Source organism: Streptomyces longisporus (assembly GCF_039532765.1).
Taxonomy (GTDB): Bacteria; Actinomycetota; Actinomycetes; order Streptomycetales; family Streptomycetaceae; genus Streptomyces; species Streptomyces longisporus.
On the sequence record NZ_BAAASG010000004.1, the window covers coordinates 174,436 to 191,367 of the forward strand.

Here is a 16,932-nt window from a genome sequence, read left to right on the forward strand (position 1 = left end):
GAGCAGTCCCCTGGAGGCACCGCATGCAGGCATGGCAAGTGCACGAGAACGGCGAGCCGAGCGAGGTGATGCGGCTCGAGGAGGTGGAGCGGCCCACGCCCGGGGACGGCCAGGTGCTGCTGAAGGTGCGTGCCGCGAACATCAACTTCCCGGACGTGCTGATGTGCCGGGGCCACTACCAGGTGCGCCCGCCGCTGCCGTTCACGCCGGGCGTGGAGATCTGCGGGGAGACCGAGGACGGCCGGCGGGTCATCGCCAACCCCGCCCTGCCGTACGGCGGTTTCGCGGAGTACGCCCTCGCGGACGCCGTCACCCTGCTGCCCGCGCCCGACTCGCTGGACGACGCCGAGGCCGCCGCCCTGCACATCGGCTACCAGACCGGCTGGTTCGGTCTGCACCGTCGCGCTCACCTGGAAGCAGGCGAGACGCTGCTCGTCCACGCCGCCGCAGGAGGGGTCGGCAGCGCGGCCGTGCAGCTCGGCAAGGCGGCCGGGGCCACCGTGATCGGGGTCGTCGGCGGGGCCGACAAGGTGGCCGCGGCCAGGGAGTCGGGCTGCGACGTCGTCATCGACCGCAAGAGCGAGGACGTCATCGCCGCCGTCAAGGAGGCCACGGGCGGCCGCGGCGCCGACGTCGTCTACGACCCGGTCGGCGGCGAGGCCTACGCCCAGTCCACGAAGGTCGTCGCCTTCGAGGGCCGGATCGTGATCGTCGGCTTCGCCAGCGGAGTCATCCCCAACCCGGGGCTCAACCACGCCCTGGTGAAGAACTACTCGATCCTCGGACTGCACTGGGGCCTGTACGGCACCAAGAACCCGAAGCTGATCGCGCACTGCCACGAACAGCTCACCGAGCTGGCCGCCCGGGGCGCCATCAAGCCGCTGGTCAGCGAGCGCGTGCCGCTGGCCGGGGCCGCGGCCGCCGTACAGCGTGTCGCCGACGGCGTGACCACCGGCCGCGTGGCCGTCCTGCCGTCCCTGGAGAACGGAGCCGCCGCATGACCGACGCAGCCGAACTGCGCAGCCGCACACAGGAGTTGCTGGCCGCCCACCCACCGGCGACCACCGACCGCCTGGACTTCCTGGGGGCCCGCTTCGACGCGGGTCTGGCCTGGGTGCACTACCCCGAGGGCCTGGGCGGGCTCGGCGTGCCCCGCTCCCTCCAGGCCGTCGTGGACGCCGAGCTGGAGGCCGCCGGCGCCCCCGACAACGACGCGCGCCGCAACGGCATCGGACTCGGCATGGCCGCCCCCACCATCCTCAAGTACGGCACCGAGGAGCAGAAGCAGCGCTATCTGCGGCCCCTGTGGATCGGCGAGGAGGTCTGGTGCCAGCTGTTCAGCGAGCCCGGCGCCGGCTCCGACCTCGCAGCCCTCGGCACCCGGGCCGTCCGGGAAGGCGACGAGTGGGTGGTCAACGGACAGAAGGTGTGGACGTCCGGCGCGCACAACGCCCGCTGGGCCATCCTCATCGCCCGCACCGACCCCAACGTGCCCAAGCACGCGGGCATCACCTACTTCATCTGCGACATGACCGACCCCGGTGTCGACGTCCGCCCACTGCGGCAGATCACCGGTGAGGCCGAGTTCAACGAGGTGTTCCTCACCGACGTTCGCATCCCCGACTCCCGCCGCCTCGGTGAGATCGGCGACGGCTGGCGCGTCGCGCAGACCACCCTGAACAACGAGCGCGTCGCCATCGGCGGCATGCGGCTGCCCCGCGAGGGCGGCATGATCGCCCCGGTCGCCAAGACCTGGCGCGAGCGCCCCGAGCTGCGCACCCACGACCTGCACCAGCGGCTGCTGAAGCTGTGGGTGGAGTCCGAGGTCGCCCGGCTCACCGCCGAACGCCTGCGCCAGCAGCTCGTCGCCGGGCAGCCCGGCCCCGAGGGCGCCGGCATGAAGCTCGCCTTCGCCCGCCTCAACCAGGAGCTCAGCGGTCTGGAGGTCGAACTCCTCGGCGAGGAAGGGCTGTTGTACGACGACTGGACCATGCGCCGCCCCGAACTGGTGGACTTCACCGGCCGTGAGGCCGGCTACCGCTACCTCCGCGCCAAGGGCAACAGCATCGAGGGCGGGACCAGCGAGGTCCTGCTGAACATCGTCGCCGAACGCGTCCTGGGCCTCCCGTCCGAGCCGCGCACCGACAAGGACGTCGCATGGAAGGACCTCGCCCGATGAGCGCACAGCCCGATCTTCTCTACTCGGAGGAGGAAGAGGCCCTCCGGTTGGCCGTACGGGACCTCCTCGCCGACCACTGCGACGCGCCCGGCGTCATCGCACGCACCGAGTCCGACGCCCCGCACGACCTCGCGGCCTGGAAGGCCCTCGCTGACGGCATGGGCCTGGCGGGCCTGCTGGTGCCCGAGGCGCAGGGCGGCCAGGGCGCCACGCACCGCGAAGTCGCCGTCGTACTGGAGGAGCTGGGGCGCGCGGTAGCCCCCGTGCCCTACCTCTCCAGCGCCGTGGTCGCCACCGAGGCCCTGCTGGAGTGCGGGGACGAGGAGCTGCTCGGGCGGCTGGCCTCCGGGCGGGCCATCGGCGCGCTCGCGGTGGCGCTGCACCGCGCCCCCGGCACCGCCTTTCCCGCCGTACGACTGGAGAACGGCACCCTGCACGGGGAGCTGACCGGCATCGCGGACGCGGCTGCCGCGGACGTGCTGCTCGTACCGGCCGAGGACGGCGGGCTGTACGCGGTGGACGCGTCCGAGGCCACCGTCACCCCGCAGGTGTCCCTCGACCTCACCCGGCCGCTTGCGACCGTCACCCTGAACGGGGCGCAGGGGCGTCGGCTCGGTGGCGCCGAACCCGCCGTACGACGTGCCCTGCGGTCCGCGGCCGGGCTGCTCGCCTCCGAGCAGTTCGGGCTCGCCGACTGGGCGTTGACGGAAACCGTGCGCTATCTGAAGGAGCGCAAGCAGTTCAACCGGCCCGTCGGCGGCTTCCAGGCGCTCAAGCACCGCCTCGCCCAGCTGTGGCTGGAGGTCGTCAACCTCCGCGCCGCCGCCCGCAATGCCGCAGACGCGCTCGCCAACGGGGATTCCGCCGGGGAAGTGGCGGTGGCGGTGGCCGTGGCGCAGGCCTACGCGGCGCCGGTCGCGGTGCACGCCGCCGAGGAGGCGCTCCAGCTGCACGCCGGCATCGGCATGACCTGGGAGCACCCCATCCACCTGAACCTCAAGCGGGCCAAGGCCGACTCGATCGCCTACGGCACGGCCGGCGCCCACCGGTCCGCCGTGGCCGAACTCGTCGACCTCCAGGCACCCTGACGTCCCCCGACGGTCACCCGGTGAAGCCCGCCCCACCTGGGGCGGGCTTTTCCATGCCGTCGTACGGCAGGAGTGAACGGACAACGGCGGTCCGGCCAACTCCTGGCACGTACAGGGCCCTTGGGGCCCTTTCCGCCCGATACTCCCTGTGGTTCGGACCCGCCCCACAGGGAGGCAGAACATGGCCCTCGTCACCCGTCGCAGAGCCCTCACCGCGTTCGGCGCCACACTCGCGGCAGTGCTCGCCCCGCCCGCCGGACGTGCGTTCGCCGGTGGACACAGGCACCGTGTCCCGTTGTGGCGCGCCCACGCCCACAACGACTACGAGCATCCGCGTCCCCTCTTCGACGCCCTCGACCACCGCTTCGGCAGCGTCGAGGCCGACATCTTCCTCGTCGGCGACCAGCTCCTCGTCGGCCACACCGCGGACGAGCTCGACCCGAAGCGGACCCTGGAGTCCCTCTACCTCGACCCCCTGGCCGACCTGGTCAAGGCCAACCACGGTTCCGTGTACCGCGGCCACCGCAGGCCGCTCCAGCTGCTCATCGACATCAAGACCGAGGGCTCGTCGACGTACCTCGAACTCGACCGCCATCTGCGCCGCTACAAGCACCTGTTCACGACCTGCGCCCACGGCCGCATACACCCCGGCGCGGTCACCAACGTGATCTCCGGCGACCGTGCCGCCCGGATCCCCATGGAGGCCCAGACCGTACGGCGGGCCTTCTACGACGGCCGGCTCACCGACCTCGGCACCTCGGCGCCCGCCTCCTTCATCCCGCTGATCAGCGACAACTGGCAGCTCAACTTCACCTGGCTCGGCGACGGACCGTTCCCCGAGGCCGAGCGGCAGAAGCTGCGCGGCATCATCGGCCAGGCGCACGCGCGCGGCCAGAAAGTGCGCTTCTGGAACACCCCCGACCTGGCCGGGCCCGCCCGGGACGCCCTGTGGACCGAACTGCTCGACGCCGGCGTCGACTACTTCAACACCGACGACCTCGCCGGGCTCGAGGCGTTCCTGGACGCCCACCGGGTGGCGTAGACACCACACGTTCGGCGGACAGGTCAGCCGCACGGACGAACCCTCCGCTACGCCACACTTGCGGCCGAACGCCGCGAACCGGAAGTGGCGGCGCAGCGGAGGAGGGTGACAATGGCAATTTCCATCTCAGTGGTGGTGCTGCTGCTGGTCCTGGCGGTGATCTTCACCCGCAACGGCGGACTGAAGATCTCCCACGCCCTGGTGTGCACACTGCTCGGCTTCTACCTGGCCGGCACGAACATCGCGCCCACCATTCACAGCGGCGTGACGGCGACGGCAGGCATCGTCAGCAGCCTCAGGCCCTGAGGTCCACGACGCCGTTCATGGCGTCGTTCATGACGTCGAGAACACCCCGATTCCGTTCGGGACCGGCCGTTCCGCATCGCCGGACGGATGATTGCGTACGGAGACGGTGGCCGACCCGGACACGCGGGCGACCAAAGTCGTCGATCCGCCGCCGTCCAGGCTGAAGGCATCGGTCGAGCCCAATGCCCGCAGGGTGTCGGCCACTTCGGCGATCGTCAGGCCCTTGCGGTAGGCGGGTGCACCGTCCAGGGCGAACAGCAGCAGCCGCTTCCCGCCGTTCGCGATGCCGACGGCCGTACGCACGGCCCCGGTCCTGTCGTCCAGGCCCGCGAGGGGCTGGCCGCCCTTCAGGACGGGGTAGCCGCCGAGCGCGAAGCTGTACGCCTTGCGGGTGGTGGCGGAGACCAGCCGGTGCGTCACCGTCACCGGCTCGCCCTTGAAGAACTTCCGCAGCCGCTGCGCGCCCGACTCCCGGCCGACGAGCACCGTGGTTCCCACGGCGATGGCACCCTTGCCGGGGGTGCCGGAGGTGGCGACGACCCGGCCCCTGCGGACCGTCACCTCGTAGGTGTCCGTGCTGCAGGCGGCCGCCCGGTCGGTGTCCGTGCCGCAGGTGGCGCGGACCCGGGAGGCACTGCCCCAGTCGGAGGTGAAGGCGCCGACCGAGTTCTCCGGGAGCGCGAACTGGTTGAACCCGCCCAGCCGCAGCCGTCCCGCCGGAGTGCCGACCGACCCGGCGAGGGTCAGACGGTCCAGCCGGGCCCTGCGGTCCACGCCCACACCGAGCACGTCCCGGGTGGTGGTCCCCGGCGGCAGGGCCGGCCCGAAGCGCTGGCCGTCCGGCACGGACGCCTTGAGCACATGCCCGTTCGCGATCGCCGGTCCGTCGCTCGAGCCGGTCACCTCGACGCCCGGGTGCTGGGACTCGGAGATGTCGAAGAAGTCGCCGTTGATGCCCGCGACGGCCCCTTGTGCGTCGGCCATCCTGGAGACGGTGGCACGTGCGGCCACGGCTCCCGGATACAGCAGGCCGAGGCGTACGTGCCTGTTGCGCAGGTCCACGGTGAGCAGATGGGCGTGGGTCACACCCTTGGCTCCCTGGACGTCGAACTGCTTGTAGGTGACTCCCGGCGCGAGCGCTGTGCCGCTCTCCACACCACTGGCCGGTGCCGCCCCCACCAGGGCCGCACCGGCCAGTGCGCCGAATGCCGTGAGAAACGCCAGTGCCGATCTGACCGACGTCCGAACCGTTGCCTCGGATCTGCCTGCTGCGAAACGCTTCTGATGACGCGTCACAGTTCCCCCTGAGGGATCGTCAACTGTCTCGGGTCTCAGGGGAAGTGCATCAGATCGCGGTGGTCCGCGGGACGGCTATGCGCCGACTACGCGAGAACGGGTGAGAAAACGCACCCCCTCGGGTGCCTCCAGCGAGAAACCGCTGCCGCGGCCTGCTACGACGTCCACGATCAGCCGGGTGTGGCTCCAGACCTCGTACTGGCTGCGCGACATCCAGAAGGTCACCGGCTCCGGCACCCCCTCGACCTGCAGTTCCGCGAGCAGCACATCCGAGCCGCCGGTGCGGAACTCGCCCTCCGGGTAGCACATGGGCGCGCTGCCGTCGCAGCAGCCACCCGACTGGTGGAACATCAGCGGACCGTGCGAGGCACGCAGCCGGCGCAGCAGGTCGGCGGCGGCGGGGGTGAGTTCGACGCGCGGGGTCTCCTCATGCATGAGTTCAGGGCAGCACGGGCAAGGTTGCGAGAGGGTTGCAGCACCCCGCGCCCTCACTCGGGGCGTCGAGCCGCCACGAAGACACTCAGCCGGTAGGTGGTCGGTTGCCTCAGCCGTCCGCAGAGTGTGTCCACGCGAGCCGCCGACCAGTCGATCCGCCGGTCCGTGACCCGCAGACGCCGGAGATGCGCCCGCCATTCGGACTCGTCCTGAGTCTCGAACACGACCGCCCAGCGGCCGGCCCCGGGAGCGAGATGTTCGGCGGCATGCCGCCGCTCTTCCCGTTGCCGGTGTTTTCGCCTGCGCTGCCCTGACACCGGATCAGCATCGTCGCCGCACCCCACCGCGGCAAGGCGATTACGGCTGCCCGGGCGCCGCATAACAACGCAGCGACACCACCTGCTCCGGTGCCCAGCGCTGTTCGACGACATCGAGCAGTTCCCAGCCCAGGCGCTCGTACAGGGCCGTCGCCGCGGTGTCGGAGCCGACGACGTCGAGCACGGGATGCAGCCCCAGTGTCCGGGCCTCCTCGACGGCTCGTGCCACCAGCGCGGCGCCCAGCCCGTGCCCGCGTGCGGCCGGTGACACGAACAACCGGCCGACCACGGCGGTGACGTCGACGCCGACCCCCGCGCGGGCGGCCCACACTGCGGGCGCCGTGTCCCCCTCGGCGGCCCGGGACAGACTGAGATGGCCGACCACACAGCCGTCGCACTCGGCCACCCAGGCCGCGAGCTGAGAGCGTGTGGTCAGCCAATCGGCCGGGTGGCGGGGCCAGTTGACGGGGTAGCCGCTGTGCCGGTGGACGGCGGCCAGGACCTCGACGCAGGCGGCGAGGTCACCGTCCGTTCGCGGCCGGACGAGTTCGGACGGGTCGGTGGTCCTCATGATCAGCACGCATCAGGTGTCGGCAGCGACCGGCTGCGGCGTCAGCCGTTGGTGGCCCTTGCGGTCGTAGTACCGCGTCATCGCGAAGCCGAAGAGCAGGCCCAGGGCCGCGCCGACCGCGATCATGATCCAGGAGCGGGTCAGGCCGGCATCCCCACGGGCCTCGAAGTACAGGATGGCGCGGACACCGTCGCTGAGCTGGCGCATGGGCTCGAAGTGGGACAGGAAGCGGTAGAAGCCGGGGACGGCCTGGAGGGGGACGGTGGCGCCCGAGGACGGCAGGCCAAGGACGATGAACACGAACATCGACACCAGCTGCCCGATGCCGCCGAACGCCGCGTTGATGGCCTGCACACCCAGGCCGACCGCGAGGGAGGCGCAGTAGGAGTAGATCCACAGCAGTGGGATGTGGCCGGCGTCCATGCCCAGGACGCTGATGGTGGCGAGCATGACCAGGGAGACGCTGAGGACCGTGATGCCCGCGGTCATAACCATCTTCAACAGCAGTGTCTGGGTGCGGTTGATCGGGACGGTGGGGCGGCGGGTGTGCCAGGGGCCGATCTCGTTGTCGGCGTAGCCGAGGGCGGTGTCGACGGCGTTGCTGATGACGTTGCCGCCGAGGAAGCCGGCCAGCACCAGCAGCAGCGTGTAGTAGAAGGCGCTCAGCCCGAGGCCGCTGTGGCTGCCGATCGGGTGGCCGACCTGGGTGACGACGTTCACCGGGTCGGCCAGCAGCAGCTTGGTCGTGGAGTTCGCCCGCGTTCCCACGGCCGCGGTCAGTTGTCTGCCGATGGTCTGCGAGGCCTGGTGCGCCGCCGCCGTGGTGATCTGACTGGCGAGGGAGGAGCCCAGGCTGCCCTTGCCGGGGTTGGTGAGCACCGTCATCGTCGGCCGCGCGGTGGCTCCGGGCGTGGTCAGCGCGGTGATGGACGCGGTGAAGTCGGAGGGGATGACCAGGGCGCCGTAGACCTTGCCGGAGTCGAGGTCGTCCCGGGCCTGGGCGAGGGTGCGGGTGCGCCACTCGGCCTTGTCGTTCGACCTGTCGGCGGTGATGGCCGCGGCGATCTGCGTGCCCGCGTTCTGCTGCTGCCCGGCCGGCGGTCTGCCGGTGTCGGCGTTGACCAGGGCGATGGGCAGATGGTGCAGATCGCGCTGTGGGTTGACGATGCCGCCCATGTACAGCAGGGCCAGCAGGAAGGCGAGCAGTCCGGTCAGGACGGTGGGCATGAGCCACAGCTTGGGGCGGCCCAGCAGGGTGACGGCACGGGCCCGGGGGCTGGCGTCGGCCATGGTTCTCCGTAGGTTGGGGGGACGGAACGTCTGCCTCACGGCTCCTCTACAGCAAGCAGAGCCTACGGAGGAGCGGGCGCCGCGGCAGCCGGGCCGCGCGCGACAGTTCCCTAACCGCACGGCGGCGTGACGGCTCCCGGGCAACCCACGGTCCGAGCGGCCCCTCCTACCTGTTGACCCATCAGTCGGACGACCCCGCGAGGAGTGTCTGTTGGACGGCATCGAGTCCTCCGCCGCACCCACCGGCCCGGCCCAGGACACAGGCGCCCCACGGCGCGCGGTGTCCCGCCGCCGGTTCATGGTGTACTCCCTGGCGGCGTCGACGCTCACCGTCGCGGCCCCGCTCGCCTGCGACACCTCCCCGGCGCAGGGCTCCGAGCCCGCCCGCGGACCGTCCGACGTCCTCGTGACCGGCGCCGACGCCGAGATGCTCGTCCTGGAGGTCACGCACGCCAACAGGATCGTCGTACGGCTGCCCCGGGTCGAGGTCGGCCAGGGCATCACGACCGCCGTCGCCATGATGATCGCCGAGGAGCTCGACGCCCGCCTCGCCGACGTCGACATCCCCCTGGCGGACGCCCGGACCAAGGGCAACCAGTACACCGGCGGCTCGAACTCGGTCGTCTCCCTGTACGGCCCGGCCCGCCGGCTCGCGGCCACCGCACGCGCCAGACTGGTCACTGCCGCCGCCAGACGCTGGCATCTGCCCGCCTGGAGCCTGCGCACCGGGAACACGATGGTGATCGCACCGGACGGCCGCACCGCCACCTTCGGTTCGCTGAGCGCGAGCGCCGCCCGGATCCGCCGTACGGCCGTGTCCGCCGAGCCCAAGCCGGCCTCCCGGCACAAGCTGATCGGCCGGCCCACGACGCGTATCGACGCCCGGGACATCGTCACCGGAAAGGCGCAGTACACCGGGGACCTGTCGGTGGCCGGTGCGAAGCCGACCGTGGTGGCCCGGCCGCCGACGCTCGGCGGGAGGCTCGTCTCGGTCGACGACCGGGCGGCCCGCGCCCTGCCCGGTGTGCACGCCGTCGTCAAGGTTCCCGGCGGGGTCGCCGTGGTCGCCGAGTCCTTCCACCACGCCTTCCAGGCACGCGACGCCCTGAAGATCAAGTGGGCGCCCGGCCCGCTGGCCTCTCTGTCCGACGCGCAGATCCGTTCCCGGCTGAGGGCCGCGGTCCCGCACCTGGGCTCTCCGCCGCACGGATCGACGCAGGTGGAGGCCGAGTTCGAGTTCGCCTTCGTCAGCCACGCCCCGATGGAGGTGCTGACCGCGATCGCCGACGTACGCGCCCACACGGCCGAGATCTGGTTCTCGTCGCAGACGCCGACGGACGCCCGCGACAGCATCGCCTCGGCGACCGGACTGCCGGCGTCCGCGGTCACCGTGCATGTGCTGCGCGGCGGCGGCTCCTTCGGACGGCGGCTGAACTTCGACGCGGCCATCGAGGCGGCCCTGATCTCGAAGGCGGCCCACCGGCCGGTCAAGCTGATGTGGAGCCGGGGCGACGACACCCGCCACGGCAGGATGCGCCCCGCCACCCACCACCGCTTCCGCGCCAGCCACGCCGACGGCAGGGTGGTCGCCTTCAGCCATGCGATGGCCGGGGTGGGCGAATCGTCCGCCGACAAGGGAACCGCGAACCAAGCGGCCTTCGTACGGCGGCCGGGGCGCGTGCAGACGGCCGGGCCGCGGCCCGGCGACTCCGGGCTGTACCACTTCGGGCGCCTCTCCGCAGATGCAGGCGGTATCGAACTGGCGATCCCGCTGGGCGCCTGGCGGTCCGTGGACTCCGGGATGGTGCGCACCGCCGAGGAGATCGTCGTCGACGAGATCGCCGGGAGCCTCGGCAAGGATCCTGTCGCCTTCCGCCGTACGACACTGCGCAGCAGGTCCGTCAAGGCGGTCCTCGACAAGGTGGCCGCCGCCGGGAGTTGGGGCCGGACCATGCCGGACGGGCACGCGCAGGGTGTGGCGGTCCACGAGGAGTACGGCTCCTGCGTGGCCTGTCTCGCCGAGATCGACGCGACCGATCCGAAGCACCCCCGGGTGACCAAGGTGGTGATGGCGGCCGACGTCGGCACCGCCGTCAATCCGCGCGGCCTGGAGGCGCAGCTCATGGGCACCGCCGTCGACGGGATCTCCACCGTGCTGCAGGCCGGCCTGCACATCGACCGCGGCGCCGTGCGCGAGGGCAGCTTCGCCGACTTCCAGTGGGCCCGCCAACGCCATGCCCCCCTGCACTTCGAGGCGCACATCATGCCGTCCGCGGGGGAGCCCGGCGGCGCCGGCGAACTCGGCGTCCCGGCCGCCTCCGGAGCCGTCGCCAACGCCTACGCCCGCGCCACCGGCACCAGGCCCCGCCGCTTCCCGCTCAACTTCTGACCGCCCCCGGACCAGCCTCCGAGAAGGTATCGATGCCCTCCTACTCCTTCACCCTCAACGGCAGACCGGTCACCGTCGAGGCCCCCGCCGACATGCCGCTGCTCTGGGTGCTGCGCGACCTGCTGCACGTCACCGGCCCCAAGTACGGCTGCGGCGTCGGCGTCTGCCGCGCCTGCACCAGCCATCTCGACGGGGAGGAGTTCCAGCCCTGCGTCGTGAAGGTCAAGGAGTGCGCGGACCGCACGGTCACCACCATCGAGGGCCTGGCCGACGGCGACACCCTGCACCCCGTGCAGCAGGCCTGGATCGACTGCGACGTCTCGCAGTGCGGCTTCTGCCAGCCCGGGCAGATCATGGCCGCGGCGGCCCTGCTGAAGAAGACGCCCGAGCCGAGCGACGCCGACATCGACGGCATCGAGAACGTCTGCCGCTGCGGCACCTACGCCCGCATCCGCGAGGCCATCAAAAAGGCGGCGGCCGACCTCCGTTCCTGACGATTCTTCGGTCTGCGCGACGACACGCGGGGTGAGTGGCCCGGCTCACATGGCCAGAAGGGCATGTCACCGACACCATGGGGGACGTCATCCGCAGGCTGAAGGGAGCGGCGATGTTCCGCAAGGTGCTGGTAGCCAACCGTGGTGAGATCGCGATCAGGGCGTTCCGCGCAGGCTACGAGCTGGGCGCAAGGACCGTCGCCGTCTTCCCGCACGAGGACCGAAATTCGCTGCACCGGCTCAAGGCCGACGAAGCGTACGAGATCGGCCAGCCGGGCCACCCCGTCCGCGCGTATCTGTCCGTCGAGGAGATCGTCCGCGCGGCGCGCCAGGCGGGCGCCGACGCCGTCTACCCCGGTTACGGCTTCCTGTCCGAGAACCCGGAGCTGGCCAAGGCCTGCGAGGAAGCGGGCATCACCTTCGTCGGGCCGAGCGCGCAGACCCTGGAGCTGACCGGCAACAAGGCCCGTGCGGTGGCCGCCGCCCGCGCGGCCGGCGTCCCGGTGCTGGGCTCCTCCGCGCCCTCCACCGACGTCGACGAACTCGTCCGCGCCGCCGAGGAGATCGGCTTCCCGGTGTTCGTGAAGGCGGTCGCGGGCGGCGGCGGGCGCGGTATGCGGCGCGTCGAGGACCCGGCGCAGCTGCGCGAGTCCATCGAGGCGGCGTCCCGCGAGGCGGCCTCCGCGTTCGGCGACTCCACCGTCTTCCTGGAGAAGGCCGTCGTCGACCCCCGCCACATCGAGGTGCAGATCCTCGCCGACGGCCAGGGCAACGTCATCCACCTCTACGAGCGCGACTGTTCCGTCCAGCGCCGCCACCAGAAGGTCGTCGAACTCGCCCCCGCACCCAACCTCGACCCGGAGCTGCGCGACCGCATCTGCGCCGACGCGGTCCGCTTCGCCCGCGAGATCGGCTACCGCAACGCGGGCACCGTCGAGTTCCTGCTGGACCGCGACGGCAACCACGTCTTCATCGAGATGAACCCCCGCATCCAGGTCGAGCACACGGTCACCGAGGAGGTCACCGACGTCGACCTCGTCCAGTCCCAGCTGCGCATCGCCTCCGGCGAGACCCTCGCCGACCTCGGCCTGTCCCAGGAGACGGTGAAGCTGCACGGCGCGGCCCTGCAGTGCCGTATCACCACCGAGGACCCGGCCAACGGCTTCCGCCCTGACACCGGCCGCATCAGCGCCTACCGCTCACCCGGCGGCTCCGGCATCCGCCTGGACGGCGGAACCACGCACGCGGGTACGGAGATCAGCGCCCACTTCGACTCGATGCTGGTCAAGCTGACCTGCCGAGGCCGGGACTTCAGGGCCGCGATCGGCCGGGCCCGGCGCGCCGTGGCCGAGTTCCGCATCCGCGGTGTGGCCACCAACATCCCGTTCCTGCAGGCGGTCCTCGACGACCCGGACTTCCAGGCCGGGCGCGTGACGACGTCGTTCATCGAACAGCGCCCGCACCTGCTCACCTCCCGCTCCTCCGCCGACCGCGGCACCAAGCTGCTCACGTACCTGGCCGACGTGACCGTGAACAAGCCGAACGGCGAGCGCCCCGAACTGATCGAACCCGTGAGCAAGCTGCCGGTGCTGCCCGCGGGCGAGCCGCCCGCCGGCTCGCGTCAGCGGCTGGTCGAGCTCGGCCCGGAGGGGTTCGCCCGCGCGCTGCGCGAGTCGCCGACCATCGGCGTCACCGACACCACCTTCCGCGACGCCCACCAGTCGCTGCTCGCCACCCGCGTCCGCACCAAGGACCTCCTCGCGGTCGCCCCGGTGGTCGCGCGGACCCTGCCCGAGCTGCTGTCCCTGGAGTGCTGGGGCGGAGCGACGTACGACGTCGCCCTGCGCTTCCTGGCCGAGGACCCCTGGGAGCGCCTGGCCGCTCTGCGTGAGGCCGTCCCCAACATCTGTCTGCAGATGCTGCTGCGCGGCCGCAACACCGTCGGCTACACCCCGTACCCGACCGAGGTGACCGACGCCTTCGTGCAGGAGGCCGCCGCCACCGGCATCGACATCTTCCGCATCTTCGACGCACTCAACGACGTCGGCCAGATGCGCCCCGCCATCGACGCCGTACGCGAGACGGGCACGGCGATCGCCGAGGTGGCCCTCTGCTACACCTCCGACCTGTCGGACCCCAACGAGCGCCTGTACACGCTGGATTACTACCTTCGCCTCGCGGAGCAGATCGTCGAGGCGGGTGCGCACGTCCTGGCCGTGAAGGACATGGCGGGCCTGCTGCGCGCCCCGGCCGCCGCCAAGCTCGTGTCCGCGCTACGGCGGGAGTTCGACCTCCCGGTCCACCTGCACACCCACGACACGGCGGGCGGCCAGCTCGGCACCTATCTCGCCGCGATCCAGGCGGGCGCGGACGCGGTGGACGGCGCGGTGGCGTCGATGGCGGGCACGACGTCCCAGCCGTCGCTGTCGGCGATCGTCGCCGCGACCGACCACTCCGACCGCCCGACCGGCCTCGACCTCCAGGCGGTCGGCGATCTGGAGCCGTACTGGGAGAGCGTCCGCAAGGTCTACGCCCCCTTCGAGGCGGGCCTCGCCTCCCCGACCGGCCGCGTCTACCACCACGAGATCCCCGGCGGTCAGCTCTCCAACCTGCGCACCCAGGCCGTCGCGCTCGGCCTCGGCGACCGCTTCGAGGAGGTCGAGGACCTGTACGCCGCCGCCGACCGGATGCTGGGCCGCCTGGTCAAGGTCACCCCGTCCTCGAAGGTGGTCGGCGACCTCGCCCTGCATCTGGTGGGCGCCGGGGTGGATCCCGCCGAGTTCGAGGCGACCCCGAACCGGTACGACATCCCGGACTCCGTCATCGGCTTCCTGCGCGGCGAGCTGGGCACCCCGCCCGGCGGCTGGCCGGAGCCCTTCCGCACCAAGGCACTCCAGGGCCGCGCCGAGCCCAGGCCCGTGCAGGAGCTGAGCAGGGAGGATCGCGAGGGCCTGGCGAAGGAGCCCCGCGCCACCCTCAACCGGCTGCTGTTCCCCGGTCCGACCCGCGACTTCGAGACCCACCGTCAGGCCTACGGCGACACCAGCGTGCTGGACAGCAAGGACTTCTTCTACGGGCTGCGCCCGGGCAAGGAGTACGCCGTCGACCTCGAACCGGGTGTCCGGCTGCTGATCGAGCTGGAGGCGGTCGGCGAGGCCGACGAGCGCGGCATGCGGACCGTGATGTCCACCCTGAACGGCCAGCTCCGCCCGATCCAGGTGCGCGACAAGGCGGCCGCCTCCGACGTCCCGGTGACGGAGAAGGCCGACCGCACCAACCCGGGCCATGTCGCCGCCCCGTTCGCCGGCGTGGTCACCCTCGCGGTCGCCGAGGGCGACGAGGTGGACGCCGGTGCGACGGTGGCCACCATCGAGGCGATGAAGATGGAGGCCGCGATCACCGCCCCCAAGGCGGGCACCGTCGGTCGGCTGGCCATCAACAGGATCCAGCAGGTGGAGGGCGGCGACCTCCTCGTCGAGATCGGCTGAGCCGGGGCACTCCGCGGCGGGGGCCGGGGTCGATGCCGACGGCATCGACCCCGGCCCGCTGCCTCGACGTCGACCGCCGGCGGGCAGGTAAAGTCTGTGGGATGCCGAGAGTCAAGGTCAGTGTCGTCGTGCCCGTGTACAACACCGGGAAGTACGTCGACGAGTGCGCGCCGTCGCTGCTGGGACAGTCCCTGCCCGCCGACGAGTACGAGGTCATCTACGTCGACGACGGTTCGACGGACGACACCCTGGCCCGCCTGGAGAAGATCGCGGCAAAGCACCCGAACGTGCAGGTGCACACCCGCCCCAATTCGGGCTGGCCCGGCGCACCGCGCAACCTGGGCATGAGCCACGCCCGGGGCGAGTACATCCAGTTCGTCGACCACGACGACACCCTCGGCCCCGAGGCGCTGGAGCGGCTCTACGAGTTCGCCAAGCGCAACGACGCCGACGTGGTGCTCGGCAAGATGTCCACCACCATGGTCCGGCCCCGACGGCTGTTCCGGCACACGGTAGACGCCTGCACCATCGAGAACGACGAGCTCATGCAGAGCATGTCGCCGCACAAGATGTTCCGGCGCGCCTTCGTCGAGGAGCACGGCCTGCGCTTCCCGGAGGGTCCCTGGATCCTGGAGGACCTGCTCTTCGTCAGCGCCGCCTACCTCAAGGCGGAGCGGATCTCGATCCTCGCCGACTACCCCTGCTACTACTGGATGAAGCGGGACGACGGCGGCAACAACACCCAGCACCGGTTCAGCCCCCGGCACGGCTTCTGGTCCAACTGCCGCACCATCGTCCGTCAGATCAAGGACGGCACCGAGGCCTCCGACGACATCGACGCCCTGCAGAACCGGCTTCTGCACCGCCTCTACCACGTCGAGATCCTCTCCCGCACCCGCGAGCCCGAGATCCTGCGCGAGGACCCGGCCGAGCAGAGGCAGCGCTTCGAGGCGGCCCGCGAACTGGCGCTGACGGAGTTCCCGGCGGCCGTACGCGAAGGCCTGCCCACCGTGTCCCGGCTGCGCGCCGACCTCCTCGAACGCGGCGACTTCGACGGCGCGGTGGCTCTGGCCGAGCGGGTCCGCGAGGTGAAGGCCCGCAGCGAGGTCGGCGCACTGCGCTGGGAGGGCGGCCGGCTGGTTGCCGACGTCACCCTCGACCTGCTGCGCGGTGACGGCGAACCCCTGGCCCTCGTCGAGCGGGACGGCAAGCGATGGCTGGACCCCGAGCTGCTGGCCGGCGTGCCCGGCGCGGAGGACGGCTGGGAGGTCCGCGACCCGTTCCGGCTGGCGTACGCGGAACTGGTGGTCAAGGACCGCGACCGCGAGGACTGGTGGTACCCCGAGGGTGACCTGGAGGTGCGCCTGGAGCCGCTCGGAGAGGGCCGCTCACGGCTGGTCGCCTCCGGACGGCTGCTCCTCGACCCCGAGCGCCTGGCCGGCGGCCGTCCGCTGGAGCGCGGGGTGCACGACGTGTGGGCGTACGTCCAGCTCCTCGGCATCGACCGGATGGTCCGCGTCACCGGCGACGGCACCCCGGGCGCCCCGGCCACGGGCCCGGCACTGACCGGTGGCCGCCTCGCGCTCCCGTACTGGACGGCCGGCGGCCAGCTCGCCCTCGACGTGGACCAGCGCCAGCGCAGGCTCGGCCCCGACACGGCCGGCGCCGCCGCGGCGAACACCGGACGCGGCAGGCGTTCCCTGCCACTGCCGTACATAGCGGCGGCGGCCGGAGCCCCGGCCCGCATCAAGGTCACGGTCTCCTCCCTGACCCTGGACGCCGAGCTGATCCCCGCCCCCGAGGGCATAACGGCCGAACTGCGCCTGCCCGCCCGTCTCGCCCTTCCGGCCGGCCGCCACCCGGTCACCCTTCCGAAGACGGACACCCCGGTCGCCCACGCCGTCGTCCGCGACGGCGCCCTGCTCCGCCTGGAGGGCCCGGCGTACGAGCCCGGCACCGGCCGCCGGCTCCTCGACTCGGTCGCGGACAACGGGCAGGTACGCCGGGTACGGCGGCGGTTGGGCCGCTGAGTCTGCG

The 16,932-nt window shown here is 71.9% G+C and carries 13 protein-coding genes; 9 read left to right on the forward strand and 4 right to left on the reverse strand.

Going from position 1 to position 16,932, the window contains the following annotated elements:
* Positions 1 to 23 precede the first annotated feature (23 nt).
* From ABD355_RS07620 to ABD355_RS07640, 5 genes are all read left to right on the forward strand, one after another.
* Positions 24 to 1,001: an NADPH:quinone oxidoreductase family protein gene (locus ABD355_RS07620; RefSeq protein WP_344399330.1), complete on the forward strand. Its 978-nt coding sequence runs from the start codon at positions 24 to 26 to the stop codon at positions 999 to 1,001.
* Entirely contained in the window at positions 998 to 2,179 is a 1,182-nt protein-coding gene (locus ABD355_RS07625; protein WP_344399331.1) for an acyl-CoA dehydrogenase family protein, read from the forward strand. The genes ABD355_RS07620 and ABD355_RS07625 overlap by 4 nt, the downstream gene beginning before the upstream one ends.
* Entirely contained in the window at positions 2,176 to 3,267 is a 1,092-nt protein-coding gene (locus tag ABD355_RS07630; protein ID WP_344399332.1) for an acyl-CoA dehydrogenase family protein, read from the forward strand. The genes ABD355_RS07625 and ABD355_RS07630 overlap by 4 nt, the downstream gene beginning before the upstream one ends.
* A gap of 181 nt (positions 3,268 to 3,448) precedes the next feature.
* The gene (locus ABD355_RS07635) at positions 3,449 to 4,309 is read left to right on the forward strand and encodes a phosphatidylinositol-specific phospholipase C/glycerophosphodiester phosphodiesterase family protein (RefSeq protein WP_344399333.1); all 861 of its coding nucleotides are present in this window, start codon (positions 3,449 to 3,451) and stop codon (positions 4,307 to 4,309) included.
* A 111-nt stretch (positions 4,310 to 4,420) separates the two neighbouring features.
* Positions 4,421 to 4,615: a hypothetical protein gene (locus tag ABD355_RS07640; protein ID WP_115914139.1), complete on the forward strand. Its 195-nt coding sequence runs from the start codon at positions 4,421 to 4,423 to the stop codon at positions 4,613 to 4,615.
* A gap of 27 nt (positions 4,616 to 4,642) precedes the next feature.
* On the opposite strand, the gene ABD355_RS07645 is transcribed toward ABD355_RS07640, so the two are convergent.
* The 4 genes from ABD355_RS07645 to ABD355_RS07660 all read right to left on the reverse strand — a co-directional run bounded on the left by ABD355_RS07645 (position 4,643) and on the right by ABD355_RS07660 (position 8,524).
* Positions 4,643 to 5,794, reverse strand: a complete 1,152-nt coding sequence (locus tag ABD355_RS07645) for a phosphodiester glycosidase family protein (RefSeq protein WP_344399334.1) — start codon at positions 5,792 to 5,794, stop codon at positions 4,643 to 4,645.
* Positions 5,795 to 5,986: 192 nt separating this feature from the next.
* Positions 5,987 to 6,346 (reverse strand): DUF779 domain-containing protein, encoded by a 360-nt coding sequence (locus ABD355_RS07650; protein ID WP_344399335.1) that lies wholly within the window; start codon positions 6,344 to 6,346, stop codon positions 5,987 to 5,989.
* A gap of 357 nt (positions 6,347 to 6,703) precedes the next feature.
* Positions 6,704 to 7,234 (reverse strand): GNAT family N-acetyltransferase, encoded by a 531-nt coding sequence (locus ABD355_RS07655; RefSeq protein WP_344399439.1) that lies wholly within the window; start codon positions 7,232 to 7,234, stop codon positions 6,704 to 6,706.
* Positions 7,235 to 7,246: 12 nt separating this feature from the next.
* Positions 7,247 to 8,524, reverse strand: a complete 1,278-nt coding sequence (locus tag ABD355_RS07660) for a YhgE/Pip domain-containing protein (protein ID WP_344399336.1) — start codon at positions 8,522 to 8,524, stop codon at positions 7,247 to 7,249.
* Positions 8,525 to 8,822: 298 nt separating this feature from the next.
* Between ABD355_RS07660 and ABD355_RS07665 the strand changes: the two genes are divergently transcribed.
* The 4 genes from ABD355_RS07665 to ABD355_RS07680 all read left to right on the forward strand — a co-directional run bounded on the left by ABD355_RS07665 (position 8,823) and on the right by ABD355_RS07680 (position 16,925).
* Positions 8,823 to 10,913, forward strand: coding sequence for a xanthine dehydrogenase family protein molybdopterin-binding subunit (locus ABD355_RS07665; protein ID WP_344399440.1), 2,091 nt, complete (start codon positions 8,823 to 8,825; stop codon positions 10,911 to 10,913).
* Between the two features lie 32 nt (positions 10,914 to 10,945).
* A complete protein-coding gene (locus ABD355_RS07670) occupies positions 10,946 to 11,407 on the forward strand; it encodes a (2Fe-2S)-binding protein (RefSeq protein ID WP_344399337.1) in 462 nt (153 codons plus the stop codon).
* A 113-nt stretch (positions 11,408 to 11,520) separates the two neighbouring features.
* A complete protein-coding gene (locus tag ABD355_RS07675) occupies positions 11,521 to 14,895 on the forward strand; it encodes a pyruvate carboxylase (RefSeq protein WP_344399441.1) in 3,375 nt (1,124 codons plus the stop codon).
* A gap of 101 nt (positions 14,896 to 14,996) precedes the next feature.
* Positions 14,997 to 16,925: a glycosyltransferase family 2 protein gene (locus ABD355_RS07680; protein WP_344399338.1), complete on the forward strand. Its 1,929-nt coding sequence runs from the start codon at positions 14,997 to 14,999 to the stop codon at positions 16,923 to 16,925.
* The last annotated feature ends 7 nt before the right edge of the window (positions 16,926 to 16,932 follow it).

What these genes read in the sequence shown, in the direction of transcription:
- ABD355_RS07620 (WP_344399330.1), top strand. Translation starts at nt 24, where the DNA reads ATGCAGGCATGGCAAGTGCACGAGAACGGCGAGCCGAGCGAGGTGATG.
- ABD355_RS07625 (WP_344399331.1), top strand. Translation starts at nt 998, where the DNA reads ATGACCGACGCAGCCGAACTGCGCAGCCGCACACAGGAGTTGCTGGCC.
- ABD355_RS07630 (WP_344399332.1), top strand. Translation starts at nt 2,176, where the DNA reads ATGAGCGCACAGCCCGATCTTCTCTACTCGGAGGAGGAAGAGGCCCTC.
- ABD355_RS07635 (WP_344399333.1), top strand. Translation starts at nt 3,449, where the DNA reads ATGGCCCTCGTCACCCGTCGCAGAGCCCTCACCGCGTTCGGCGCCACA.
- ABD355_RS07640 (WP_115914139.1), top strand. Translation starts at nt 4,421, where the DNA reads ATGGCAATTTCCATCTCAGTGGTGGTGCTGCTGCTGGTCCTGGCGGTG.
- ABD355_RS07650 (WP_344399335.1), bottom strand. Translation starts at nt 6,346, where the DNA reads ATGCATGAGGAGACCCCGCGCGTCGAACTCACCCCCGCCGCCGCCGAC.
- ABD355_RS07655 (WP_344399439.1), bottom strand. Translation starts at nt 7,234, where the DNA reads ATGAGGACCACCGACCCGTCCGAACTCGTCCGGCCGCGAACGGACGGT.
- ABD355_RS07660 (WP_344399336.1), bottom strand. Translation starts at nt 8,524, where the DNA reads ATGGCCGACGCCAGCCCCCGGGCCCGTGCCGTCACCCTGCTGGGCCGC.
- ABD355_RS07665 (WP_344399440.1), top strand. Translation starts at nt 8,823, where the DNA reads ATGGTGTACTCCCTGGCGGCGTCGACGCTCACCGTCGCGGCCCCGCTC.
- ABD355_RS07670 (WP_344399337.1), top strand. Translation starts at nt 10,946, where the DNA reads ATGCCCTCCTACTCCTTCACCCTCAACGGCAGACCGGTCACCGTCGAG.
- ABD355_RS07675 (WP_344399441.1), top strand. Translation starts at nt 11,521, where the DNA reads ATGTTCCGCAAGGTGCTGGTAGCCAACCGTGGTGAGATCGCGATCAGG.
- ABD355_RS07680 (WP_344399338.1), top strand. Translation starts at nt 14,997, where the DNA reads ATGCCGAGAGTCAAGGTCAGTGTCGTCGTGCCCGTGTACAACACCGGG.